This is a genomic window from Leucobacter triazinivorans (genome assembly GCF_004208635.1).
GTDB classification, from domain to species: Bacteria; Actinomycetota; Actinomycetes; order Actinomycetales; family Microbacteriaceae; genus Leucobacter; species Leucobacter triazinivorans.
Genome location: NZ_CP035806.1, coordinates 2,247,762 through 2,271,504 on the forward strand (window position 1 = coordinate 2,247,762; position 23,743 = coordinate 2,271,504).

Consider the following 23,743-nt stretch of genomic DNA (forward strand, 5'->3'; position numbering starts at 1 on the left):
TTCCCCGTCATCCTGCGCGAGGAACGAGTCGCAGGATCCATCCCCTGCGCGAGGTGGATCCTGCGACTTCGCGCAGGATGACCGGGTGCGATCTCGCGCGGACACGACGAATGAGCAATGATTCTGTAAGGGGAGCGATATGCAGCGACAGCTCGGAGTGAACACCTGGGTCTGGGCCTCGCCGCTCGACGACGCGTCTCTGCACGAGATCGCGCATCGGGCGCGCGGCATCGGCTACGAGCTGCTCGAGCTGCCCGTGGAGTCCCCGGGGGGCTGGTCCCCGGCGCTCGCCGCCGAGCGGCTCGGCGAGCTCGGCATGGGCGCACGCGTCGTCGGCGCTATGGGCGCGGGGCGGGACCTGCTCGACGAGGCGCTGCGCGCGGCCACGCAGGACTACCTGCGCCACTGCGTCGACGTCGCCGTGGCCCTCGGATCGCCGACGGTCGCCGGGCCTTTCACCGCGCGCACGGGACGCGTCTGGCGCATGGACGCCGCCGAACGCACGGCGGCGGTCGCAACGCTGCGCCGCGCGCTGCGGCCGGTCGCCGAGTACGCCGCGGAACGGGGCGTGACGCTCGCGATCGAGCCGCTCAACCGCTACGAGACGAGTCTCATCAATACGGTCGACCAGGCGCTCGACGCCCTCGGGCCGCTGCTCGGCGCGGGGGTCGGGATCGCGCTCGACGCCTACCACCTGAACATCGAGGAGCGCTCGCCCGCGGCCGCCATCCGTGCGGCCGGGCCGCACGTGGCCGTGGTGCAGGTCTGCGGCAACGACCGCGGACCTGCGGGGCCCGACCACACCGACTGGGAGGGCTTCCTCGATGCGCTCGACGCCGTGGGCTACACCGGGCCGCTCACGCTCGAGAGCTTCACGGGCGACAACGACACGATCGCCACGGCGGCCTCCATCTGGCGGCCGCTCGCCGAGAGCCAGGACGCACTCGCCCGCATCACGTTCGATTTTCTCACCGATGCTCAGCAGCGAAGGAGCCGCAGATCATGACGCACGACGTCTCGCACCCCGTCACCCTGTTCACCGGGCAGTGGGCCGACCTGCCCCTCGAGGAGGTGGCGAGGCTCGCCGCCGAGTGGGGCTATGACGGCCTCGAGATCGCCGCGTCGGGCGATCACCTCGATCTGGCCCGGGCCGACGCGGACGACGCCTATCTGCGCTCGCGCCTCGAGATCCTCGATCGCCACGGTCTGCGGGTGTGGGCCATCTCCAACCATCTCGCCGGGCAGGCGGTCTGCGACGATCCCATCGACTTCAGGCATCGCGCCATCGTGCGTCCCTACATCTGGGGCGACGGCGATCCCGAGGGCGTGCGTCAGCGCGCGGCCGAGGACATGCAGCGCGCGGCGCGGGTGGCCCGCAAGCTCGGCGCCGAGGTCGTCACCGGCTTCACCGGGTCGAAGATCTGGCCTTACGTGGCGATGTTCCCGCCGGTGCCCGCCGAGGTGATCGACGACGGATACGAGGATTTCGCGCGGCGGTGGAACCCGATCCTCGACGTGTTCGACGCCGAGGGCGTGCGGTACGCGCACGAGGTGCACCCGTCCGAGATCGCCTACGACTACTGGACGACGGTGCGCGCCCTCGAGGCCGTCGACCACCGGCACGCGTTCGGTCTCAACTGGGATCCCAGCCACATCGTCTGGCAGGGCGTCGATCCCGTCGGATTCATCGTCGACTTCGCCGATCGCATCTGCCACGTCGACTGCAAGGACACGCGCCTGCGCCCGCAGACGGGTCGCGCCGGGATCCTCGGATCGCATCTGCCGTGGGGAGACCCCCGGCGGGGGTGGGACTTCGTCTCCACCGGGCACGGCGACATCCACTGGGAGGACGCGTTCCGGGCCCTCGGCTCCATCGGGTACGCGGGGCCGATATCGATCGAGTGGGAGGACGCCGGGATGGATCGGCTGCACGGCGCGGCCGAGGCGGTGACGAGGATCCGTTCGCTGCTCTGGAAGCGCCCCGACGCGTCGTTCGACGCGGCCTTCTCCCAGCAGGAGCCGGGCGCCCCCCGGTCGAGCGCCGCGGAGCCGGCGCCCGGCAACTCTCAGACACCCCGAACGTAGAATGGTGGTGTGAGCGACAAACTGCTGCATCTGGTGCGCCACGGCGAGGTGCACAACCCCGACCGTGTGCTGTACGGCCGCCTGCCGGGGTTCCGGCTCTCCGAGCTCGGTCACCGCATGGCCGAGGCGGCGGCGCTCGAGCTTGCCGGCAGCGACCGCATCGTCGCCCGCCTCATCGCCTCGCCGCTCGAGCGCACGCGGCAGTCGGCCCGTCCCATCGCGAGTGCGCTGGGCCTCGAGGTCGCGGTCGACGAGCGCATCGTGGAACCGGAGAATGCGTTCGAGGGCATGGTCAACGTCGGCCCCGACTCGGCATTCCGCCAGCCGCGCTACTGGTACCGGTTCCTGAACCCGTTCCGCCCCAGCTGGGGCGAGCCGTACCGCCGGGTGGCGTCGCGCGTGCGCGAGGCGATGGACGAGGCCTGGGAGGCGACGCGCGACGGCGACATCGTGATGGTGTCGCATCAGGCGCCCATCTGGATCGCTCACCTCGACGTCGCGGGCAAGCCGCTGTTCCACAACCCTGCCGCGCGGCGCTGCGAACTCTCGAGCATCACGAGCTTCGAGAAGCGCGGAGAGCGCTGGTTCGAGGTCGACTACCGCACGCCCGCTGCCGGTCTGCTCGACGACGCCGTGGATGTGGGGGCGGTATGAGCGCCCGTCGTGTTCGGGCCGCACTGGCCCTGCCGTTCGCCGCGCTGCTCCTGCTCGCCGGCTGCAGCTCCGGCGACGGCGATCTCGCGGCCGAGTGGAACGAAGCGAGCGGCAAAGGATACGTGTCCGGCGACGGATCCTCCCTGAGCATCGCTCCGGAGCAGCGCACGCTGCCCGTCGAGTTCTCGGGAGAGACCGAGAGCGGAGACGACTACGGTTCGGATGACACCCTCGGCAGCGTCACCGTGGTCAACTTCTGGTACGCCGGCTGCGCCCCGTGCCGAGCCGAGGCGCCGGACCTCGTGGAGGCATTCGACGAGTTCTCCCCGCAGGGCGTCAAGTTCGTGGGAGTCAACACGCGCGATCAGGTCGCGCAGGCGCGCCAGTTCTCCGAGCGCTTCGACATCGAGTACCCGTCGATCATGGACAACGCCGGGGGACGCGCGGTGCAGCGCGCGTTCGCCGGGCAGGTGCCGCTCAACGCGGTGCCGACCACGCTCGTGCTCGACGCCGAGGGGCGCGTGGCCCACCGGGTGCTCGGTCAGCTCGCCGGCGCATCGCAGCTGCGCACGCTGATCGGCGAGACCCTTGCCGAGGCGGGCGACGGGTCCTCGGATCCCGCGTCCGATCCCGCGCCCGCGGACGAGACGACCGAGCAGTAGCGGTGGACGTGCAGCACCTCGTCGCCGACGGGCAGTTGCTCGTCGCCTCGGCGATCGCGCTCGCGGCCGGAGTGATCTCCTTCCTGTCGCCGTGCGTGCTGCCGCTCGTGCCCGGCTACCTCGCATACGTGAGCGCGACCGCGGACGCCCCGCGGAGCGCCGCGAGGGCGCGCGGCGCCGCGGGCGGCGGTGCGGACCGAGAGGCGGAGCCGGCGAGCGCCGCCGTCGGCGGGCCGCCGGCGCGCGGGCGCCTCGTGCTCGGCTCGCTGCTGTTCGTCGCCGGGTTCACCGCCGTGCTCGTCGCCTTCCTCGCCGCGGCGGGCACCGTCGGCGTCTGGCTGCTGGAGTGGGAGCAGCTCATCACCCGGGTCATGGGTGCGGTGGTGATCCTCATGGGGCTCGTGTTCATCGGCGGGATCGGGATCATGCAGCGCACCACGAAGCTGCGCGTGAAGCCGCGCACCGGGCTCATCGGCGCCCCCCTGCTCGGGGTGGTCTTCGCGATCGGGTGGACTCCGTGCCTCGGCCCGACCCTCGCCGCCATCATGACGCTGAGCGTGCAGCAGGGATCGGTGGGCCGCTCCGTCGTGCTCGCGCTCGCCTACTGCCTCGGGCTCGGCCTGCCGTTCGTGCTCGCGGCCTTCGGCTTCGGGTGGATGACGCAGACCATGACCTTCTTCAAACGGCACATTCGCACCGTGAACCTGATCGGCGGCGCGCTGCTGATCCTCATCGGTCTCCTCATGGTGACCGGACTCTGGAGCCAGATGATGTACGCACTGCAGGCGGTGATCGGCGGATATGTCACGCCCCTCTGATTACGACGACGGAACGGGCGCCGGCGGAGCGCTGCGCGCGGAATCGCCCGAGCTCGGGCTGCGGGGCTGGCTGCGGTGGTTCTGGCGGCAGCTCACCAGCATGCGAGTGGCCCTCATCCTGCTGCTGCTGCTCGCCGTCGCGGCGATCCCCGGCTCGCTCGTGCCGCAGCGCGGCGCCGACCCCAACGGCGTGGTGCAGTACGAGCAGGATCACCCGGAGCTGTTCCCGATCCTCGACGCGTTCCCCATCCAGGCGTTCGACGTCTACGGATCGGTGTGGTTCTCGGCGATCTACCTGCTGCTGTTCATCTCGCTCATCGGCTGCGTGCTGCCCCGGATCGCGCACCACTGGAAGGCCTGGCGGGGCCGGCCGCCCAAGACGCCCGTGCGGCTGCAGCGCATGGCCGGGTTCTCCGAGCTGCGCCTGTCGAATCCGGATGCGACGCCGGCCGAGCGCGAGGCGTTCGCCGCGCGCGCGATCGACGAGGCCGCAGCCGTCCTACGGCGGATGCGCTACCGCGTCGAGGTGCAGCGCGCCACCCGGCGGGGGGTCGAGGAGGTATCGGTGTCGGCGGAGCGCGGATATCTGCGCGAGACCGGCAATCTGCTGTTCCACGTCTCCCTCCTCGGGGTGCTCGTGAGCGTGGGCCTCGGCGGAGTCTTCACGTTCAACGGCCAGAAGGTGCTGATCGAGGGCGAGACGATGGTCAATCAGCTCATCGACTACGACACGGCCACCTCCGGCCGCTCCTTCGACAGCTCCAGCCTCGAGCCCTTCAGCCTGCGCCTCGACTCGCTCGACGTCACGTACAACACCCCGGACGACGGCAACGTGCAGGCCATCGGGCTGGTCAAGGACTACACGGCCAACATGACGCTCATCTCGCCCGAGGGCGAGGAGTCGGGGCACATCATCCGGGTGAACCATCCGCTGCGCGTGCACGGATCGCCGGTCTACCTCATCGCCAACGGCTACGCGCCGAGGATCACGATCCGCAACGCCGAGGGAACCGTCGTCTACAGCGAGGCGATGCCGTTCATCCCGCAGGACAATCTGAACATGACCTCGCTCGGCGTGGTGAAGGTGCCCGACGGGATCGTCGACGCGTCCGGCGAGCCGGTGCAGATCGGCCTGCGGGGCTTCTTCTATCCCACCAAGGTCGATCTCGATACTGGGGCGTACACGTCCAACTACCCCGACCTGGAGAACCCGGTGCTCACCCTCGACGTGTTCGAGGGCGACCTCGGCATCGACCAGGGCATTCCGCAGTCGGTGTACGCGCTCGACACGAGCGGCATGGAGCAGCTGACGGGGCGCGCGGTCGACGTCGACTCCATCGAGCTGCGTCCCGGCGAGCAGGCGGAGCTGCCCAACGGCTTCGGCACGATCGAGTTCGAATCGGTGCCGCGCTACGCCTCGTTCGACGTGATGCAGAATCCGGCTCAGGTCTGGATCCTGGTGTTCGCGGTGCTGGCGCTCGGCGGCCTCATGTGGTCGCTGTTCGTGCCGCGCCGCCGCATGTGGGTGAAGGCGCTGCCGTCGGAGGACGGCCTGGTGCTGCAGTACGCGGCGCTGGCGCGGGGCGACGATCCGGCGCTGGAGCGCGCCGTCGAAGAGCTGCGCGACCGCCACCGCGAGCAGCTCTAGGCTCGGGCGGCGGATCGTGCTCCTGCGCGGGGCGGGCGATCCGTCCTGCCCGGTCATCCTGCGCGGGGCGGGCGATCCGTCCGACCCGGTCATCCTGCGCGGGGCGGGCGATCCGTCCGACCCGGTCATCCTGCGCGGAGCGAGCGATCCGTCCGACCCGGTCATCCTGCGCGGAGCGAGCGCAGCGAGTGCAGTCGCTGTGAGTCTTGGGGTGGCTGGTCTGGGACTGGCTGGCAGGGTAGATATCGGCCGTTACTTCCCTGAGGGTGTGGCTCTCTCAGTCGCTGACCCCGGCCCGTTGTTGTGATCGGGTGGGTGTCTGGATCCTGATTTGTCCACCCTGTGGGCGGAGGCGCGGTCGGTGCTGCCCTGCCCACTCCAATGACTTGATCAGAAGAACGCCCGCCCCGGGTGAGAAGGGGTGTGGCTCGTCACAGTGTTGTCTTGGCGTGAATTTTCCCCAGGTCAGCACCGGCCGCGTGACGGTCGGTACCGATCCTTTGGAAGAAAGACACCACCGCCATGACTATTGTCGCGCATCAGCATCCGTATGTGATTGGGGTCGATACCCACGCCCGTACGCACACCTACGCGGTCCTGTCCCCGCTCGGGGAACTCCTGGACATCGCCCAGTTCCCGACGACGACCGCGGGGATGCAACGAGCAATCTCGTGGGGTGCGCGCCGCACTGGTGGTGATCTCGACACGCTCTGGGTGATCGAAGGCACCGCTTCCTATGGCGCACGATTGGTGATGCTCGTCGCGAGCACCGGATACGAAGTCGTGGAAGCGCCGGTGACGCCTGGGCGGGTGCGGGCCGGGAAAGGGAAATCGGATCCGTTCGATGCCCGCCAGATCGCGGCTGCCGCACTCCCGCTGCAGGAGATAGAGTTGCGTCGTCCTCGGGCCGGGCACGGGTATCGTCTGGCATTGCGTGTGCTATTGACCGCGAGAGATGATCTCACGCACGAGCACACGCAGAAGATGAATGCGCTCACGGCATTGCTGCGAGTGCATGATCTCGGCATCGATGCCCGCCGCCCACTCACACGTACCCAGGTCGCACAGATCGCGAAGTGGCGATGTCGCTCGGAAGAGATCGCGCTGCAGATCGCGCGTGCAGAAGCTGTTCGGCTTGCGAAACGATTGAGCGAGCTCGCGTTGGAGATCCGTTCAAACCAAGACCAGATCCATACCCTGCTCCAGGCCACACCAGCGAGCGAGTTGCTCGAGATCACAGGAATCGGTCCCATCGGGGCGGCCGTGATCTACACGGCCTGGTCGCATCAGGGGCGGGTTCGTTCGGAAGCATCGTTCGCGGCACTGGCGGGGGTGTCCCCGGTTCCCGCGTCGTCGGGGAACACCGTCCGGCACCGATTGAACCGCGGCGGGGATCGGAGAGTGAACCGGGCACTACATCTCGCCGCGGTCACCAGAGCGCGTTGCGACGAAGAAACCAAAGCATATATTGCGAAACGGACCGCGCAAGGACGCACCCCGAAAGAGATTCGCCGCTGCCTGAAACGCTACCTCGCACGCCGCGTCTACAAGATCCTCAACGCAGCAACAACACCCCCGACCCCGAATTGACAAACATAGAAGAATCAGGATCCACACCGCCGAGTGCGGCGTCGCGCGCACTCGAACCCGACGCGGCCCGCGCCGCAACCGCCTCAGAAACGCCAGACGGCGGCCTGGAAGCCCGCCGGGGGCGCTGGCGTCCAGCTCTCGTTCTTGCCGACGAGACCGGAGCCGCCCGGGTTGTTCGACTCGATGATGGTGAAGGTGCCGTCGTCGTGCACCTCGGTGATGAGCACGGTGTGCACGCCGGTGACCCACGAGGTGGGCGACGCGACGTACTCGTATTGGATGACGTCGCCGGGCTCGGCCGCGGCGAGCGTCACCCGCGTGGCGCCGTCGTAGTTGGAGACGGGGTCGCCGCCGCCGCCCCAGTTGCCGCCGCCCGCGCGGATCCAGCGCTGCGCCGACATGATGCATTCGCCCGGCTGGCTCCAGCCCGTGGGGCGGCTCGTGCCGACCTCGCTCTCGGCCAGCGCGATCGCCGCGTCGACATCGTAGCCGTGGGCCACGTGGGCGACGTCGTCGATGCTGAGCACCGAATCGATGGGGGCTCCGGCCAGCGCGTCGCCGGTGTCGAGGGTCTGCGACGCCGTCGTGACCGGCTGCACCGAGGCCACCGAGAAGTCCTCGATCGGGGCATCTGCGACGGCCGGGGCTGCGCCGAAGGCGAAGGTGACCGATGCGACCAGGCTCACTGCGAACGCCTTGGCAGATACTCTCACGCGAAAAACTCCGGGGTTGTCCAACAAAAAACGCCGGGCCGTGGCCCGTGCGCCTCAACCAGTATGCGTTACCGTTCTGTTACTTTCAAGTCCAGAGGCGAAATCGCGCGTTCATGCGGCAAGCTCGGAGGCTGCGTTCAGGCGGCGCTCGGGCGGGCCGGGTTCGGTTCCGCGGTGAGAACCCGCTAGACTGGTGCGCGCCGGCTTCGCGGCCAGTGAGGAGGATTCGCCTAGCGGCCTATGGCGCACGCCTGGAACGCGTGTTGGGTTCACGCCCTCGGGGGTTCAAATCCCCCATCCTCCGCTCCGAGCCCCGTCGCATTCGCGGCGGGGCTCTTCGCATGCTGCGGCAGTGCGAGCGCCGCGGCGGCGAAGAACGCGATCGCGCCGATGAACGTGCCCCAGTTCGCGAGGGCCGCGTTCTCGGGGGCGCCGTCGGCGAGCACGTAGGCGCCGACGGCCGAGCCGGCGAACGCGACGCAGCCGATCGCGTTGAGGAGCGCGGCCCACCACGCCGGACGGCTCGGCTCCCACGCCGTCCCGCGTTCCCGCGCATACGCGACGGAGGTCAGGGCCGCGCTGATGAGGAATGCCGCGGAGCCGCCGGCGTCGGGCCTCCACACGAGACGATCGTCGGCGCTCACGGTCGCGGCGGTCAGCGCGGCACTCGTGCTGACATTGAACAGGATGGTGCCGAGGCTCTGCGTCGCCGCCGCCGCCCACTCGGCCCGCACCCTCGGCCGGGCGCCCACGGCGCTCCGTGCGCGCACAGGCCCGCTCGCGGCGAGCTGCATGAGCCCTGCCGCGGTGAAGAACCAGGCGCCGATGAAGCAGAGCGCATTGGTGAGACGCGCGCTTCCCGGATCCCAGATGCTTGCGGCGGCCCCCACCGCGAACAGTGCGGCGCCGATCATGAACGCCGTGCTCTGCACGATCAGGGCGACGGACGACGAGCGGTGCGCCGCTCGATCGTCGCCGGTGTGCGATGGCACGGGAATGGCCCCTCCCTGCATGCGAGCCGCCGGGCCGGAGCGCCGAGCGCGCCGGCCCCCGGGCCTCAGTGCGTGAAATTGGTGCGCGGCGCATCCCGCGGGATCGGGGCGGAGAGCCGCTCGAGGAAGTCGACCTCTTCGCGGATCGCGGTCAGCAGCAGCTCTGCGAGATCGCGGCTCAGTCCCATCCGCACGACGATGCGCTGCACGACGAGATCGCTCAGAGCGTCCGGCATCGGGTAGGCCGGTACGAGCCAGCCCCGCATGCGGAGTCGATCCGCCAGGTCGTAGAGATCCCAGTTCCGCTCGCCGGGCACGAGCTTCCACGCGAACACGGGGATGGTGTCGCCGGTGCTGACGAGCTCGAACGGGGGCAGCTCGGCGATCGCCGAAGAGAGGTAGGTCGCGACGTCGATCGACGCCTGCTGCACGGCGCGGTAGCCCTCGCGCCCCAGCCGCAGGAACTGGTAGTACTGCAGCAGCACCTGCGCGCCGGGTCGCGAGAAGTTGAGGGCGAGGGTCGGCATGTCGCCGCCGAGGTAGCTGACGTGGAAGATGAGGCTCTCCGGGCAGGCCGCGCGGTCGCGCCAGACCACCCAGCCCACGCCCGGGTAGACGAGCCCGTACTTGTGCCCCGAAGTGCTGATGGAGTTGACGCGGTCGACGGCGAAGTCCCAGGTGAGGTCGGGCTGGCAGAAGGGGGCCACCATGGCGCCCGAGGCGCCGTCGACGTGGATCTTGACGTCGACGCCCGTGGCCTCCTGGATCTCGTCGAGCTTCGCCGCGATCTGCTGCACCGGCTCGTACAGGCCGGTGTAGGTCTGTCCGAGGATCGCGACGACGCCGATGGTGTGCTCGTCGACGTACTGCTCGAGCTCGTGCCCGTCGAGCACCAGGTGGTCCTCGGTGACGGGGACGTAGCGCGCCTCGACGTCCCAGTAGTTGCAGAACTTCTCCCACACGACCTGCACCCCGGCCGACAGCACCAGGTTGGGCGTCTCGGTCGACTGTCCGGCCGCTCGGCGCCGCTCCTGCCAGAGACGCTTGAGGGCGAGGCCGCCGAGCATGCACGCCTCGGAGGATCCGATGGTCGAGGTGCCGATCGTGTTGTCCGGATCCCGCACGTGCCAGAGGTCGGCGAGCATGCGCCAGCAGCGATCCTCGATCGCGGCCGTCGCCGGGTACTCGTCCTTGTCGATCATGTTCTTGTCGGCGGCCTCGGCGTAGAGGCGCTGCGCGTTGTCGTCCATCCACGTCGACACGAACGTCGCGAGGTTCAGCCTCGAGTTGCCGTCGAGCATCGCCTCGTCGTGCACGATCTGATAGGCCGTGTCGCTCGCCATCATGGCCTCGGGGAGCTCGAACCGGGGCAGTGCGGTGGCTTCGCCGGGACGGGCGAATACCGGATTGATCGTGAGCACGGCCGCGTCGGATCGCGCTGCGGCGTCTCGGTACATCTCGGACATGTGATCCTCGTTTCTCTCCGGAGAGGTGGCGGGCTCGCGAGGGCCGACTGCTTCGAGACTATGGGCAGCGGGCGGGCGAGTTCAAGGAACGCGCTGAGCCGTGAGTCGAGCCGCGACGCGCCGCGCTGAGCCGCGGGTCGCGCCGCGAAGCGCCGGGCGGTCGATGCTACGCGGCGCCGCGCCCGCCCTCCGGCAGCGAACGGAGTTCTGCCTCCTGGAACCGCTTCGGCGAGCGGCCGTGGGCGCGCGTGAACGCGCGGGTGAAGGCGGCCCCATCGGCGTATCCCACGCGGCGCGCCACCCGGGTCGGGGGTTCGCCCTCGCGCAGCATGCGCCGCGCCCACGACATCCGGGCGCGCGCCCGCCACGTCGAGAGCGTGGTGCCGGTGAGCTGCTCCACCGCCCGTCGCAGCGCGGCGGGGGCCACGCGGGCCTGTGCCGCGAGCGCCTCCGATGAGCGGCCGTCCTCCGGTGCGCGGGCGAGGCGGGCCAGCACCTCGTAGGCGGCCCGGGTGGTCTCGGGGTCGAGCGACACGGGATCGTCGACGCCGAGCGCCGTCTGCAGCGCCGCACGAGCCTCGCCGGCGCCCAGCGGCCCGACGCCCGCATACTCCCAGGCCGCCAGGCGGATCAGCGTCTCGTGCGCCTCGGGGCCGACCCGGGAGACGACCCCGCGGCCCAGCTCGCATCCGCCCGGCAGCCATCCGATCGGCATCACCGCGGAACCCGCGTCGGCGCGGAGCGCAACGGTCGAGCCGGCCGGCAGGCACGCGATGTCGCTCGCGCGCAGCGGCTCCTCCGCGCCGTCGATCTCCAGTCGGGCCGTGCCGGAGGCCACCCAGACCACCACGTGGTAGCCGTTGCACTGCGGGCCGAGCACCGCGACGCGGCGGTCCACCGGTGCGGGGGTCGGGTGGTCCCGCAGCAGGTCTCCCGGGGTCGCCCCCCACTCGCGGCGGAACGCGCGGGCGAAGGCCTGCGGGCTCCCGTACGCCGTGCCGGCCACGCCCGCGGCGACGCTCCCGTCGACCAGGATCCGCTCAGCGGCCCGCGCGAGCACGTGTCTCGCGCGCCAGCGCACCGGCGTCCACCCGGTCTCGGCGCGGAACCGTCGTGCGAGCACGCTGCCGCCCATCCCGTGCGACGCCCCGATCTCGGCCGGTGAGCGAGACGGGTCCTCGAGCAGCTCCTCGGCGACTCGGCGCAGTTCGGGGGAGCGCGGCAGCGCCGGGGGCTGGGCCACGGGGCAGCCGTGCCCGATCCAGGCGAGGATGGCGGTCGCTCGCACGCCGCCGCCGCGCAGCACGCCGAGACTGCGCATGAACGCCGCGAGCAGCGCGTCCCGCGAGCGGGCGGGGACGGTCACTCGGGTGGGCGCGGTCGGTCCCGCGGCGCGATCCGCGCTCCGCACCCGGATCGGCAGCACGCAGGAGTCGGAGGCCCCCCGCACCTGGGCGCGCCGCCCTGCGGGGATCCAGAGCGCTTCGCCGGACGCGAGGCGCCAGTGGCCGGAATCGAGCGCCGCCGACGCACTGCCGGCGACGACCCACAGGAGCACCGGCGCATTCCCGTCCAGGGTCGCTCGGGTCGGCCAGGCGGGGATCGCCGTGAGGTCGAAGGAGCGGAGTGAGGACAAGAATGCGCCGATCTGGGTGCAAGAAGTTAGGTAAGCCCATCCTAACCTCGATGGAGAGCACGCCGCTCAGCGCCGAAGTCGACGCGCGTCATCCCGCGATCGCGGACGACTGCCCGTCGGCCTCCCGCCGGCGGAGCGATGAAAGGAATCATGAACACACACGCAACCGTGCGCCGCCGCGCCGTCGCCATGCTCGGTCTGGCCCTGACGGGCGCGATCGCCCTGTCCGGATGCGCCGCCCCCGCGGCCGAGGAGACCGCGCAGGCCGATGCGCCGGCGGCGGCCGCGGAGTGGCCCCGCACCTTCGAGAATGCGGACGGGACGACCACCGAGATCCCCGAGCAGCCCGAGCGCGTCGTCTCGACGGCGGTCTCGGTGACCGGCACCCTGCTCGCCATCGACGCCCCGGTGGTCGCGAGCGGCTCGCAGGTGGGCGGCGTCTGGTTCGATCAGTGGGCCGACGTCGCCGATGAGCGCGAGGTCGACAACCTCTGGAGCGTCGGCGAGTTCGACCTCGAAGCCGTGATGGCGAGCGATCCCGATCTCATCGTCGTCGCGACGAGCGGTCGTGACGCGCTCACTGACCAGGTCGCCGACCTCCAGTCGGTGGCGCCCACCGTGGTCGTCGACTACGGGGCGCAGACCTGGCAGGATCTGGCGCTCGAGCTCGGCGCGGCCACGGGGCTCGAGAGCGAGGCGGAGGGTGCCGTCGACGACTTCGACGCCCTCGTCGGCGAGACCGCCGCCGCGATCGACGTGCCCGACGGCACCGCCAACATCGTCTCGTTCAACGGCCCCGGGCAGGACAACCCGATCGGCCGGGTCGGCGGCTCGCACGCCGACCTGCTCGAGTCGCTCGGCTTCACGGTCGAGGATCCCGATCCGAGCTGGCACACGCAGGCGCAGGGGCGTTCCGACTTCGTGTGGGCGAGCTACGAGATGCTGCTGCAGCTGACGAGCGAGACGACGTTCATCCTGTCGGCCGACGACGAGATGGCGCAGGGCTTCGCCACGGATCCGGTGCTGGCGAACGTCCCGTCGGTCGCGGCCGGCCAGGTCTACGGGCTGGGCGTCAACTCGTTCCGCATGGACCCCTACAGCTCGGCCGAGATCGTCGAGCACGTGCGGGACCTGTTCTCCTGAACCCATGCGTCGGCCGGCCGCAGCTGCTGCGGCCGGCCGCGCTGCGCGAACCATGACTGCCACCGCATCCCCCGCCGTTCCTCGTACTCCGGCGCCCGCCGTCGGCGACACGGCGCGTCGCGCCGACGGGCCGCCGGCCACCCGGCGTCGCGCCGCCGCCGTGCTCATCGTCGCCGGTCTGCTCGTCGGCGCGCTCGTCGTGCTGAGCTCTCTCGTGGGCACGCGCATGCTCGTGCCGTCGGACCTCTGGCGCGTCGTCGCCGACTTCGATCCCGCCGACGACGCGCACCTGCTGCTCGTCAACCGCCGTCTCCCGCGCGCCGCGCTGGCGGTGCTCGTGGGGGCGGGGCTCGGCGCGGCAGGCGTCGTCATGCAGTCGCTCACCCGCAACCCGATCGCCGAGCCCGGACTGCTCGGTGTGAGCGCCGGGGCGGCCGTCGCCGTCGCCGTGGCGATCGCTCTGGCGGGCATCGTCGCCCCGATCGCCTACTTCGGGGCGGCCCTCGTGGGCGCCGCCGCAGCGGGAGCGCTCGTGATGCTGCTCGGCGGCGTGCGCCGGGGATCGGACCCCGTGCGCCTCGTGCTCGCGGGTGCCGCGCTGGCCGTGGTGCTCGGGGCGCTCGCGCAGATCGTCATCGTCAACGGCGACGAGCAGGTCTTCGACCGCTACCGCGCCTGGGCGGTCGGCTCGCTCGCGGGCCGCGACCTCGAGGTGCTTCCGCTCGCCGCGGCGTGCATCGGCGCGGGGCTCGCGCTCGCCGCCGCGCTGTCGCGAGCCCTCGATGCCGCAGCGCTCGGGCCGGAGACGGCGCGCGCGCTGGGCTCGCGCCCCGCCGCGGTCTGGGCGGTGGCCGGTCTCGCGGTGGTGGTGCTCTCGGGCGGTGCCACCGCGGCCGCCGGCCCGATCGCCTTCGTCGGGCTCACCGCGCCGCACATCGCCCGCCTGCTGGTGGGCTCGGATCACCGCCGCATGCTGCCCGTGGCGATGGCGCTCGGCGCCGCACTCGTGCTGATCGCAGACGTGCTGGGCAGGGTCGTGGCGCCGCCGGGCGAGGTCGGCGTGGGGATCATGGTCGCCCTCCTCGGCGGGCCATTCTTCGTCGCGCTCGTGCGACGTCGGCGATTGGCGCCGCTGTGAACCGCCTCGCGGCGCACCGCCCCCCGGGCGGGCGGCGCGTCCTGCGCCTCGGGACGCTCTCGCTGCTCGTGCGCCCCCGTACCGCTCTCGTCGCGATCGCGCTGGTCGGAGTCGCCCTGCTCGCGGGCGCCGCTGCGCTGACGGTGGGCAGTCTGCCGGTGCCCTTCGGCGCGGTGCCCGGGGCCGTGCTCGGAATCGCCGACGACGCGACGGTCGTGCGCGCGGTGCAGGGCGTTCGGCTGCCGCGGGTGCTCAGCGCGCTCGGGGCGGGCGCTGCGCTCGGCATCTCCGGGGCGGTCTTCCAGTCGCTCTCTCGCAACGCCCTCGGATCGCCCGACGTGATCGGGTTCACGACGGGCGCGGCCACGGGTGCGCTCGTGCAGATCGTACTCTTCGGGGCGCAGCCGACCCAGGTGGCGCTCGGCACGGTCGTGGGCGGCGCCGTCGCCGCCGGGCTCGTGCTCCTCCTCGCGCGCCGCGGCGGCGGGATGGCCGGGCGGCAGATGATCCTCGTCGGGATCGGCATCGGGGCCATCGCCTCGGCGATCAACGGTCTGCTGCTCGTGCGGGGCACGATCGACGCGTCGAGCCAGGCCAATCTCTGGCTCTCCGGATCGCTCGACGCCCGTCAGTGGGGGCATGCCCTGCCGGTGCTGCTCGGGGTCGCGGTGGTGCTGCCGGTCGTGCTCCTGCTCTCCCGTCGCGCGACGCTGATGGAGCTCGGCGACGACGTCGCCGAGCAGCTCGGGGTGCGCACCGAGCGCACCCGGCTCGCGCTCGTGATCTGCGCCGTCGCGCTCGCCGCGCTCGCCACCGCGGCGGTCGGGCCGATCGCGTTCGTCGCGCTCGCCGCGCCGCAGCTGGTGCGGCGCCTGATGCGGGCCGATGCGCCTCCGGTCGTCGGCGGGGCCGCGATGGGGGCGGTCCTGCTGGTGATCGCGGATCTCGCGACCCAACTGCTTCCGGTGACTTTCGCGGTGCCGGTCGGCCGGATGACGGGTGTCATCGGGGGCCTGTATCTGCTGTGGCTGTTGCTGCCGGGTCGTGGCTCGGCAGAAGGAAGGGGATGGCGCTGATGACCGATTCGCTCGAGGCGCAGGGACTCACGCTGCGCTACGATCGGCGCACGATCGTGGAAGAGCTCGACGTGCGGCTGCCCGAGGGGCGCATCACGGTGATCCTGGGCGCGAACGCGTGCGGCAAGTCGACGCTGCTGCGCGGGCTCGCCCGGCTGCTCGTGCCCGCCGAGGGACGGGTGCTGCTCGACGGGACGGACGTGCGCGAGTTGGGTCCGAAGGCGCTCGCGCGCCGCGTGGGGTTCCTGCCGCAGGCGGCGTCGGCGCCGGGCGGGGTGACCGTGGCGGAGCTCGTCGCGCGCGGGCGGTACCCGCACCAGCGCGTGCTGCAGCAGTGGTCTGCGGAGGACGCCGACGCGGTGAACGACGCGATGCGCGCGACGGGGGTGTCCGCGCTGCACGATCGCCCGATCGACGAGCTGTCGGGGGGCCAGCGGCAGCGGGTCTGGATCGCGATGCTGCTCGCCCAGCAGACGTCCGTGATGCTGCTCGACGAACCCACGACCTATCTCGACATCGCGCATCAGCTCGAGGTGCTGGAATTGTGTCGACGGCTGAACCGCGAGGAGGGCCGCACCGTGGTGCTCGTGCTGCACGATCTCGACCAGGCCTGCCGCTATGCCGACCACCTCGTGGTGATGTGCGACGGGCGGATCCTCGACGCCGGGCCGCCGGCCGGGGTGATGACCGAGCGGCTGATCGCGGAGGCGTTCGGGCTGGAGGCGCTGGTGCAGGCGCATCCCGTCACCGGGAGCCCCATGATCGTGCCGATCGCCCCGATCGCCCCGATCGCCCCGATCTCGCGGGACGCCCCGGCGGCCGCCGGCGCAGCGGAGGCGATCGCGTGACCCTCCTCACCGGGTTCACCGCGGCCCCCACGTGGATGCGCGGCCAGGCGTGGCGGCGGGCCGACTCGCGGGTCGAGGAGCTGCTCTCGGGCGCTCCGATCGTCGACGCGGTGGTGCTGGCCGAGCAGGCCGGCTTCGACGCGGTCTTCCGCCCGGACGCGCTCACGCTGCCGATCGACACGATCCGGGAGGATCCGGCGCATCTCGGGCTCGACCCGGTCGTGCAGGCCGCCCAGCTCGCCGCGGCGACGCATCGGATCGCGCTCATCCCGACCGTGTCGGCGACGTTCTCGGAACCCTATCCCGTCGCGCGGCAGCTCGTCTCGCTGGAGCATCTGGCACCCGGGCGGATCGGCTGGAACGTGGTGACCTCGAGGACGGGCGACGGCCAGTTCTCGGTCGCCCGCCTGCCGGATTCCGCGGCCCGGTGGCGGCGCGCCGAAGAGCTCATCGACGCGGTGGAGTCGCTCCGCGCGGGATTCCCCGCCGCGGCCCTGCGCGCAGACCGCACGGACGGCACTCTCGTCGATCCGGCCCTCGTGCGACCGAGCGATCATGCCGGCGAGCACTTCCGGGTCGCCGGTCCGCTGCCCCTGCCGGGTGCGGTTCCCGAGGCGGGCGCCGCGCCGCGCCGACTCCCCCTGCTGATCGCCGGCGGCGGCCCGGCGCAGGCGCTCGCGGGCCGTCGCGCCGACGCCGTGTTCGCCGCCGCCGTCGAGCCGATGGCCGGTCGCGCGCAGCGCTCCGCGATCCGCGACGCCGCAGCCGCCGCCGGCCGCGCGGATCCTCCCCGATTGCTGCCCGGGCTCAGCCTGCTGCTCGCCGACACGCGCGAGCAGGCGCGCGAGCTCGCGCGCACGAGCGCCCCCGCGGGAGCAGGGCGCCCTCCGGGTGGGCCGCACTGGACCGTGATCGGCACGCCCGAGGACGCCGTAGCCTCGATCGCGGAGCGGGCGCGGCATGGCGGGCTCGACGGCTTCATCGTGTTCCCCATCGGATGGTGGCGATCGGTGGAGCTCGTCTGCGGAGCCGTCATGCCCCGGCTCCGTGAGCTCGGGCTGATCGCCTCCGAGCCCCATCCCGACCCGTTCACGACACGACAGGAGACGCACGAATGACCAGCACCGCGAAGACGCACCCGATCGAGGGCGCGAACCGCTCCGGACAGACCCGGGTGGCGCTGCTCCCGACCGTCGGCCGCCGCCTGCTGCGCGTGCAGCGCACGGAGCGCATCACGCCGCGCTACCGGCGCATCGTGTTCGTCGGAGCGGATCTCGGCGCGGACTTCCCCGTGCGCCGCTTCGCGCCGACCGACCATGTGAAGCTGTTCTTCCCACACCCGCGGACCGGTGAGCTGGTGCTCCCGATGATCACGGAGCGCGGCTGGGAGCTTCCGCAGGACGCGGGCGATCCGATCTTCCGCGACTACACCGTGCGCTCGTTCGATGCGGCCGCTCGAGAGCTGGCCATCGACTTCGTGCTGCACGACCACGGCGTGGCCGGTAGGTGGGCGGGCAGCGCGGGCCCGGGTGATGAGATCGGCCAGCTCGGCCCGCGGGGCAACGTGCTCTTCCCGGAGGACTACCCGCACTACCTCGCCGCCGGAGACGAGACGGCGCTGCCCGCGATCGCGCGATTCGTGGAGGAGGCGCCCCGGGGCTCGCGGGTGACCGCGGTGATCGAGGTGGCCGACCTCGGCGAGGAGCAGAAGCTGCGCGCCGCCGACGGGGTCGAGCTGGATCTGCGCTGGGTGCACCGCGACCGAGCCCGGATCGGCGAGGGGCACCTGTCCGCGCTCGAGACCGCCGTGCGCGCGGCGGGGCTCGCGCCCGAGGAGCGCGTCTTCGCGTTCGTGGCCGGTGAGGCGAACGCGCTCAAGCCGATCCGCCGCTTTCTGCGCCGCGAGCTCGGGTACGGCAAGGAGCAGGTCGACGTCGACGGGTATTGGAAGCGCGGTGTCGTGAATCTGGATCACCACGCCGACGAGTCGGAGGAGCCGGACTCCGAGTGACGCGGGAGCCGGTGCGCGCCTGCGGTGCAGGCCTCGCGCGCGGCTCTGCGCCCGCATCCGTTCCCGCGGCGAATACTGTGGATGCGATGAACCGGCCGCACTTTCCTTCACGTGCCCGCACCGGGTGTGCCACACTCTTGATTGGGGATCCGAACTTGATCTGACGCGAGGTGATGGCGATGTCCGAGAGCCGGGAGAACGCGCCCCGAAGGCGCCAGCAGCGCGGCATCGAGACGCAGTCCGCCCTGCTCGAGGCGGCGGGTCGGGTGTTCTCGCGGATGGAGTACGACAAGGCGAAGTTGAAGGACATCTCCGATGATGCGGGGATCAGCCTGGGGTCGTTGTACTTCCATTTCGGGAACAAGGATGATGTGGCTGCTGCGGTGCTGGATGCGCAGCAGGAGCGGATGACCGAGGTGCTGTCGTCGGTGGTGGAGACGGAGGGGTCGTCTCTGGGGCGGTTGTTGGATCTGCTGGATGGTGTGGCGGAGTTGATCTCGGCGGATGCGCTGGTGCAGGCGGGGATTCGTCTGGTGGGTTCGTTGCCGGATGAGTTGAAGGATCGCGGGTACGGGTTCTACGAGGAGTGGCAGCGGGTGGCGGAGACGCTGATCCGCGAGGGCCTCGAAGACGGCTCCGTCACCACCGCGCGGCAGACCCCCGCGGAGCTCGCCGAACTCGTGAACGAGCTCTTCGTCGGCGCACAGGTGCTCGCGGGCATGAAGGACGGTTGGCAGACGCTGCCCGAGCGGATCCGCAGGATCCGGCCCGTGCTCGAGTCCGTGCTCGCGCCCTCGTCCGCGGCTTGAGCCGCGCCGAGCGCATCATGGATCCTGCGACGGTTCCCGCCCGACTCGCGCACAAGACCGACCGGAGCAACATGTGGCTCACGGAGGCCCTGCCGGGCGACGGCGAATCCGTCGCGTTCCGGTTCCGCGTGCCCGACGCGGTGCGCGTCGGCGGCGGCGTCGGGGGAACCAGCCGCCCCGGGCGCATGATCTCGGCACGCCGGAGGGGATCGAGGCCGTCGCGGAGTGCGTGCGGGAGCTGCTGGAGCAGTATCCGCAGTACCGGCTGCGGGTACTGGTGAACAACGCCGCGAAGCTGCTCAGCCCGTCGTTCGCCGAGACCGAGTTCGCCGACTTCGACCGCTACTTCGCGGTCAACGCCCGGGCCCCGTTCTTTCTCGCGCAGCGACTGGTGCAGGTGATGCCCGAGGGCGGCTCGATCGTCAACGTCTCGTCTGCGTCGGCGCACTTCTCGAGCCCGGGGGACATCGTCTACGCGATGAGCAAGGCCGCGGTCGAGTCGCTCACGAAGAACATGGCCGAGGCGGTCGCAGCGCAGGGGATCCGCGTGAACGCCGTGATCCCGGGTTTCACCGACAACGGCCACCCCGGCTTCGGCAAGCCGGCCGTGCTGGAGTACATGTCGTCGTTCTCCGTGCTCGGCGGAGTCTCTCAACCGGAGACGGTGGCGGCCGCGGTCGCGTTCCTCGCTTCGGACGCGGCGGCGCGCACCACGGGAGCCCTGCTCGACGTGACGGGCGGCAGCATTCTCGGTGCGCGAGGATCGCGCAGCCACTCCGTGAAGGATCTGCTGGTGCCGGACGCAGGGCAAGCTCCTGGGTGACGCGACTAGGAGCGATGGGAGACGTGTGGAAGAATCTCACTCACGGCCGAGATTCGGCCTGGGGAGCTGAGGGAGAGCACCGGTGAACCGAGTGGGAGAAGTGCGTCGGAAGCAGCAGCGCGGGATCAGAACGCGCATGGCCCTGCTCGAGGCGGCGGGTCGGGTGTTCTCGCGGATGGAGTACGACAAGGCGAAGTTGAAGGACATCTCCGATGATGCGGGGATCAGCCTGGGGTCGTTGTACTTCCATTTCGGGAACAAGGATGATGTGGCTGCTGCGGTGCTGGATGCGCAGCAGGAGCGGATGACCGAGGTGCTGTCGTCGGTGGTGGAGACGGAGGGGTCGTCTCTGGGGCGGTTGTTGGATCTGCTGGATGGTGTGGCGGAGTTGATCTCGGCGGATGCGCTGGTGCAGGCGGGGATTCGTCTGGTGGGTTCGTTGCCGGATGAGTTGAAGGATCGCGGGTACGGGTTCTACGAGGAGTGGCAGCGGGTGGCGGAGACGCTGATCCGCGAGGGCCTCGAAGACGGCTCCGTCACCTCGACTGCTCCGGCCCCCGAACTGGCGGAGGTCGTGCACGAGACCTTCATCGGCGCGCAGGTGCTCTCGGGCATGATGGACGGCTGGCAGACGCTGCCGGCGCGTATCGAGCGCGCGCGCCCGCGCTTGGAGGCGCTGCTCGCGCCCGAGGCCTGAGCCCGAGCGGCCGGGGGCCGCGCGCGGCGGCCTCGATGGTGAGGCCTAGTCCGCGGGCGCCGCGATGCGCACCGACGCGAGCTGCTCCGCGCGTGTGGGCGCTGCGTGCACGGTGACGAGCTCATCGGCGTCGGCGAAGCGGGCGAAGGCCTCCAGCTCGTCGCGCACGCGATCGCGCCCGCCGATGGCGGTGTACTGCAGCATGCCGCGGATCTCGCGCCCCGCCGGGGTGTCGACCAGTGCCGAGGCCTCGTCAACGGTGAGCTCCTGCTCGCGGCCGCGGGAGAGGAAGCGCCGCACGCGGTCGACCTCCGTGCGCACGAACAGCGCCTCCGCCTCGGCATCGCTCTCCGCGGCGACGACGTTGACGCCGGCGCTGACGTAGGGCTCCGGGTGGGCGTGGCTCGGCACATAGTTCGCGCGGTAGTGCTGCACCGCACCCGTCAGCTGCTGCGGGGCGAAGTGCGAGGCGAACGAGTAGGGCAGCCCGAGTTGCGCGGCGAGGCTCGCGCCGAACAGGCTGGAGCCGAGGATCGTGAGCGGCACCCGCGTGCCGCGTCCCGGGTAGGCGTTGACCGCGTTACGGGGCAGCTCGTCGGAGAGGTAGCCCTGCAGCTCCAGCACATCGCTGGGAAAGCTCTCGGCCGCCTGATGGGTGCGGCGCAGCGCGCGGAACGTGGCGCCGTCGGTGCCCGGGGCGCGTCCGAGCCCGAGGTGGATGCGCCCGGGGTGCAGCTCGGCGAGCGTGCCGAACTGCTCGGCGACCACGAGCGGCGAGTGATTCGGCAGCATCACGCCGCCGGCGCCCAGCCCGATCCGTGAGGTGTGCGCGGCCACGTGCGCGATGAGCACCGCGGTCGCGCTCGACGCGATCGACGGCATGTTGTGGTGCTCGGCGTACCACATGCGCTGGTACCCGCTGGTCTCGGCGAGTCGCGCCACCGCCACGGAGTGCTCGAAGGCGTCGGCGATGCTGCCGTCGGCTTCCACGGTGGCGAGATCGAGGATCGAGAGCGGTGTCGAGGCCATACCGGGGCCAACGCGGATCGGCGCGGTGCTATTCCGCGCCGGCGGCGGGCGCCCCGGATCAGACGACGTCGCGCCGCCAGCGCAGCGCCCACCCCGCGGCGACGGCGATGATCGCATAGCCGAGCAGCACCAGCAGGCCACCCCAGATCCCGAGCGCCCCCGCACCGTCGGGGAGCGAGGGATCGAGCGACGACATGCTCGTCATGACGCTTGCGCCGACGAACGCGTCCGTCGCCGAGCCGGGGAGGAACTTGGCCACCTGGGCGCTCCACTCCCAGAACTGGGCGCCGGTGCGCAGGACGGGCTCGACGAACTGGGTGAACACGAGCGCCAGCACGATGGCGAAGGCCTGATTGCGCACGAGTACGCCCACGCCGAACCCGATGATGCTCCACAGGCCGATCGCGGCGAGCACGCGCACGACGAGCATCCAGGTGTCGCCCGAGTCGAGCATCGCCTCGCCGCCGGTCGCCGCCAGCACCGGCGCACCGACGCCGATGGCGCCGAGCAGTCCCGCGATCCCGAGCACGATCCCGAAGCCGAGCAGCACGACGGTCTTGCTGAGCAGCACGATCCCGCGCCTGGGCTCGAGGGTGAAGGTGAGAGCGAGCGTGCGGTGGCGCAGCTCGCCGGTCGCCATGAGCGCGCCGAGCAGCAGCGGGATCACGTAGCCGAAGGTCGAGACGGACGAGTAGACCATGTTCGCGGTCTGCTGCGGGGGCAGCGAGATGCCTCCCATTTCGTCGCTCATCGCGCCGAAGATGAAGGCGAACATGGCCGCCATCATGGCCGAGTAGAGGCCGAGGACGAGTCCGAGGATCCACCAGAGCTTCGTGGCGCGCACCTTGCGCCACTCGGCCGAGAGGCTGCGCATCAGGCGGTTCATGCCGCACCCCCTTCCGTCGCGGGTGCTGCCGGCGGCTCGGCGCCCCGATCCTCCACCAGCTCCAGGAAGCTCTGCTCCAGTTCGCTCTGCTCGACGCTGAGGTGGGCGAGTGGGATCGCGGCGCCGAGCGCCACGAGGCCCACGGCCGCGGGGTCCAGGCCCGTCACCCGCATCGTGCTGCCCCGGGCGCCGTGCACCTGGGCCCCGGCGGCCTGCAGCGCGCGCGCCAGTTCCGGCTGCTCGCCGGAATCGGGGCGGGCGACGCCGACGAGCACGGTGCGCTCGCCGGTGCCCCGCTGCAGCTCGGCGAGCGTCCCGGTGAACGCGAGTTCGCCGCGTCGGATCACCACCACGTCGTCGACCGTCTGCTGCACCTCGCTGAGCAGGTGCGACGACAGGAGCACCGTCTTGCCCTCGCCGGCGAGGTGTCGCAGCAGCAGGCGGATCCAGCGGATCCCCTCGGGGTCGAGGCCGTTGATCGGCTCGTCCAGCAGCACGACTCCGGGGTCGCCGAGCAGTGCGGCCGCCAGGGCGAGGCGCTGGCGCATGCCGAGCGAGTACCCGCCGGTCTTGCGGTCGGCGGCGTCGGCCAGGCCCACGAGTTCGAGCTTCTCGTCGACCGCGCTCCGGGGGACGCCGATGGCGCGCCGCACGATGTCGAGGTGCGCGCGGCCCGTGTGCGCGGGATGGAAGTCGGCCGAGAGCGAACTGCCCACCGTGAGTGCCGGGCGCTCGAGCGCGGCGTAGGGGACGCCCCCGATCGTGGCGGTGCCGTGGTCGGGGCGGGTGAGGCCGAGCACCATCGAGAGGGTGGTGGTCTTGCCCGAGCCGTTCGGCCCGAGGAACCCGGTGACGCGCCCCGGTTCGGCGGCGAAGCTGAGCCCCCGTACGGCCTGCACGGCGCCGAAGCGCTTGGAGAGCTCCGACACCTCCACGCGTATCGCTTGCTGAGCCATGTGATCCTCTCGCCGGCGCGGTCGCTGACATTAACTCTATCTCAGATAGAACTAATGGCGCGG

At 71.3% G+C, this 23,743-nt stretch carries 23 protein-coding genes and 1 tRNA gene; 17 read left to right on the forward strand and 7 right to left on the reverse strand.

Translation table 11 applies throughout. The annotated features are described in order from the left end of the window. Positions 1 to 139: 139 nt before the first annotated feature. From EVS81_RS10180 to EVS81_RS10210, 7 genes are all read left to right on the forward strand, one after another. Positions 140 to 1,006: a sugar phosphate isomerase/epimerase family protein gene (locus tag EVS81_RS10180; protein WP_130110295.1), complete on the forward strand. Its 867-nt coding sequence runs from the start codon at positions 140 to 142 to the stop codon at positions 1,004 to 1,006. After that, positions 1,003 to 2,085 (forward strand): sugar phosphate isomerase/epimerase family protein, encoded by a 1,083-nt coding sequence (locus tag EVS81_RS10185; protein ID WP_205879314.1) that lies wholly within the window; start codon positions 1,003 to 1,005, stop codon positions 2,083 to 2,085. Before EVS81_RS10180 ends, EVS81_RS10185 begins: the two co-directional genes overlap by 4 nt. Before the next feature lie 9 nt (positions 2,086 to 2,094). Then, the gene (locus EVS81_RS10190; RefSeq protein WP_130110296.1) at positions 2,095 to 2,739 is read left to right on the forward strand and encodes a histidine phosphatase family protein; all 645 of its coding nucleotides are present in this window, start codon (positions 2,095 to 2,097) and stop codon (positions 2,737 to 2,739) included. Next, positions 2,736 to 3,401: a TlpA family protein disulfide reductase gene (locus EVS81_RS10195; protein ID WP_130110297.1), complete on the forward strand. Its 666-nt coding sequence runs from the start codon at positions 2,736 to 2,738 to the stop codon at positions 3,399 to 3,401. Before EVS81_RS10190 ends, EVS81_RS10195 begins: the two co-directional genes overlap by 4 nt. Before the next feature lie 2 nt (positions 3,402 to 3,403). After that, positions 3,404 to 4,219, forward strand: a complete 816-nt coding sequence (locus tag EVS81_RS10200; protein WP_130110298.1) for a cytochrome c biogenesis CcdA family protein — start codon at positions 3,404 to 3,406, stop codon at positions 4,217 to 4,219. Beyond that, complete coding sequence (resB, locus tag EVS81_RS10205; RefSeq protein ID WP_130110299.1) at positions 4,203 to 5,867, forward strand: cytochrome c biogenesis protein ResB; 1,665 nt, start codon at positions 4,203 to 4,205, stop codon at positions 5,865 to 5,867. Before EVS81_RS10200 ends, resB begins: the two co-directional genes overlap by 17 nt. Positions 5,868 to 6,389: 522 nt before the next feature. Then, positions 6,390 to 7,457, forward strand: coding sequence for an IS110 family RNA-guided transposase (locus EVS81_RS10210; protein ID WP_130109161.1), 1,068 nt, complete (start codon positions 6,390 to 6,392; stop codon positions 7,455 to 7,457). A gap of 83 nt (positions 7,458 to 7,540) precedes the next feature. On the opposite strand, the gene EVS81_RS10215 is transcribed toward EVS81_RS10210, so the two are convergent. Beyond that, entirely contained in the window at positions 7,541 to 8,143 is a 603-nt protein-coding gene (locus EVS81_RS10215; RefSeq protein WP_240739807.1) for a CHAP domain-containing protein, read from the reverse strand. Between the two features lie 246 nt (positions 8,144 to 8,389). Between EVS81_RS10215 and EVS81_RS10220 the strand changes: the two genes are divergently transcribed. After that, positions 8,390 to 8,474, forward strand: a tRNA-Ser gene (locus tag EVS81_RS10220). Here the strand turns inward: EVS81_RS10220 and EVS81_RS10225 are convergent. The 3 genes from EVS81_RS10225 to EVS81_RS10235 form a co-directional block, all read right to left on the reverse strand. Continuing rightward, positions 8,440 to 9,162, reverse strand: a complete 723-nt coding sequence (locus tag EVS81_RS10225; protein ID WP_205879315.1) for a hypothetical protein — start codon at positions 9,160 to 9,162, stop codon at positions 8,440 to 8,442. The genes EVS81_RS10220 and EVS81_RS10225 overlap by 35 nt on opposite strands. 65 nt (positions 9,163 to 9,227) lie before the next feature. Continuing rightward, the gene (gene gad, locus EVS81_RS10230) at positions 9,228 to 10,628 is read right to left on the reverse strand and encodes a glutamate decarboxylase (protein ID WP_205879316.1); all 1,401 of its coding nucleotides are present in this window, start codon (positions 10,626 to 10,628) and stop codon (positions 9,228 to 9,230) included. Between the two features lie 166 nt (positions 10,629 to 10,794). Then, positions 10,795 to 12,264, reverse strand: a complete 1,470-nt coding sequence (locus tag EVS81_RS10235; protein ID WP_130110301.1) for a helix-turn-helix domain-containing protein — start codon at positions 12,262 to 12,264, stop codon at positions 10,795 to 10,797. Positions 12,265 to 12,414: 150 nt separating this feature from the next. Here EVS81_RS10235 and fepB point away from each other — a divergent pair, with 150 nt between their 5' ends. From fepB to EVS81_RS10280, 9 genes are all read left to right on the forward strand, one after another. Further along, the gene (gene fepB / locus EVS81_RS10240; RefSeq protein WP_130110302.1) at positions 12,415 to 13,407 is read left to right on the forward strand and encodes a Fe2+-enterobactin ABC transporter substrate-binding protein; all 993 of its coding nucleotides are present in this window, start codon (positions 12,415 to 12,417) and stop codon (positions 13,405 to 13,407) included. A 52-nt stretch (positions 13,408 to 13,459) separates the two neighbouring features. Further along, complete coding sequence (locus tag EVS81_RS10245) at positions 13,460 to 14,545, forward strand: FecCD family ABC transporter permease (RefSeq protein WP_130110303.1); 1,086 nt, start codon at positions 13,460 to 13,462, stop codon at positions 14,543 to 14,545. Further along, positions 14,542 to 15,621: a FecCD family ABC transporter permease gene (locus EVS81_RS10250; protein WP_205879318.1), complete on the forward strand. Its 1,080-nt coding sequence runs from the start codon at positions 14,542 to 14,544 to the stop codon at positions 15,619 to 15,621. The genes EVS81_RS10245 and EVS81_RS10250 overlap by 4 nt, the downstream gene beginning before the upstream one ends. Next, positions 15,612 to 16,469 carry an ABC transporter ATP-binding protein gene (locus EVS81_RS10255; protein ID WP_205879319.1) on the forward strand — a complete coding sequence of 286 codons (858 nt, stop codon included), beginning with the start codon at positions 15,612 to 15,614 and terminating at the stop codon, positions 16,467 to 16,469. Before EVS81_RS10250 ends, EVS81_RS10255 begins: the two co-directional genes overlap by 10 nt. Beyond that, a complete protein-coding gene (locus tag EVS81_RS10260; RefSeq protein WP_130110305.1) occupies positions 16,466 to 17,587 on the forward strand; it encodes an LLM class flavin-dependent oxidoreductase in 1,122 nt (373 codons plus the stop codon). The genes EVS81_RS10255 and EVS81_RS10260 overlap by 4 nt, the downstream gene beginning before the upstream one ends. After that, complete coding sequence (locus EVS81_RS10265; protein ID WP_130110306.1) at positions 17,584 to 18,480, forward strand: siderophore-interacting protein; 897 nt, start codon at positions 17,584 to 17,586, stop codon at positions 18,478 to 18,480. Before EVS81_RS10260 ends, EVS81_RS10265 begins: the two co-directional genes overlap by 4 nt. 179 nt (positions 18,481 to 18,659) lie before the next feature. Then, positions 18,660 to 19,289, forward strand: coding sequence for a TetR/AcrR family transcriptional regulator (locus tag EVS81_RS10270; RefSeq protein ID WP_165384243.1), 630 nt, complete (start codon positions 18,660 to 18,662; stop codon positions 19,287 to 19,289). A 229-nt stretch (positions 19,290 to 19,518) separates the two neighbouring features. After that, the gene (locus EVS81_RS10275; protein ID WP_165384244.1) at positions 19,519 to 20,112 is read left to right on the forward strand and encodes an SDR family NAD(P)-dependent oxidoreductase; all 594 of its coding nucleotides are present in this window, start codon (positions 19,519 to 19,521) and stop codon (positions 20,110 to 20,112) included. Between the two features lie 82 nt (positions 20,113 to 20,194). Further along, a complete protein-coding gene (locus EVS81_RS10280) occupies positions 20,195 to 20,809 on the forward strand; it encodes a TetR/AcrR family transcriptional regulator (RefSeq protein WP_130110309.1) in 615 nt (204 codons plus the stop codon). Between the two features lie 45 nt (positions 20,810 to 20,854). Here EVS81_RS10280 and EVS81_RS10285 read toward each other — a convergent pair whose 3' ends face one another. From EVS81_RS10285 to EVS81_RS10295, 3 genes are read right to left on the reverse strand one after another with little or no spacing between them, the layout of a single operon-like run. Next, positions 20,855 to 21,838 (reverse strand): LLM class flavin-dependent oxidoreductase, encoded by a 984-nt coding sequence (locus EVS81_RS10285; protein WP_130110310.1) that lies wholly within the window; start codon positions 21,836 to 21,838, stop codon positions 20,855 to 20,857. Positions 21,839 to 21,896: 58 nt separating this feature from the next. After that, positions 21,897 to 22,724: an ABC transporter permease gene (locus EVS81_RS10290; protein WP_130110311.1), complete on the reverse strand. Its 828-nt coding sequence runs from the start codon at positions 22,722 to 22,724 to the stop codon at positions 21,897 to 21,899. Then, positions 22,721 to 23,680 (reverse strand): ATP-binding cassette domain-containing protein, encoded by a 960-nt coding sequence (locus tag EVS81_RS10295; RefSeq protein WP_130110312.1) that lies wholly within the window; start codon positions 23,678 to 23,680, stop codon positions 22,721 to 22,723. Before EVS81_RS10295 ends, EVS81_RS10290 begins: the two co-directional genes overlap by 4 nt. Between the last annotated feature and the right edge of the window lie 63 nt (positions 23,681 to 23,743).